This is a genomic window from Lysobacter sp. ESA13C (assembly GCF_019970005.1).
In the GTDB taxonomy this organism is placed as follows: Bacteria; Pseudomonadota; Gammaproteobacteria; order Xanthomonadales; family Xanthomonadaceae; genus Lysobacter; species Lysobacter antibioticus_B.
This window is the reverse complement of record NZ_JAHXYK010000063.1, coordinates 1-208: the sequence shown is the minus strand read 5'-3', so window position 1 is coordinate 208 and position 208 is coordinate 1. Positions and strand designations below refer to the sequence as shown.

Genomic DNA, 208 nt, shown 5'->3' with positions numbered 1-208 from the left:
CGGCGGAGCGCTTCGTGCGCGATCCGTTCAGTGCGGTCCCCGAGGCGCGGATGTATCGCTCGGGCGACCTGGGCCGCTGGTTGCCGGACGGTACGATCGAGTTCCTGGGTCGTAACGATTTCCAGGTGAAGGTGCGCGGCTTCCGGATCGAGCTGGGCGAGATCGAGTCGCGGCTGGTGGCGCAGCCGGGGGTGCGCGAGGCGGTGGT

The 208-nt window shown here is 69.7% G+C and carries 1 protein-coding gene; it reads left to right on the top strand.

The genetic code is table 11. The features are described from left to right. Positions 1 to 208, top strand: a 208-nt coding sequence (locus LC490_RS24350; protein WP_223621922.1) for an AMP-binding protein, incomplete at both ends; no start/stop codon positions are given.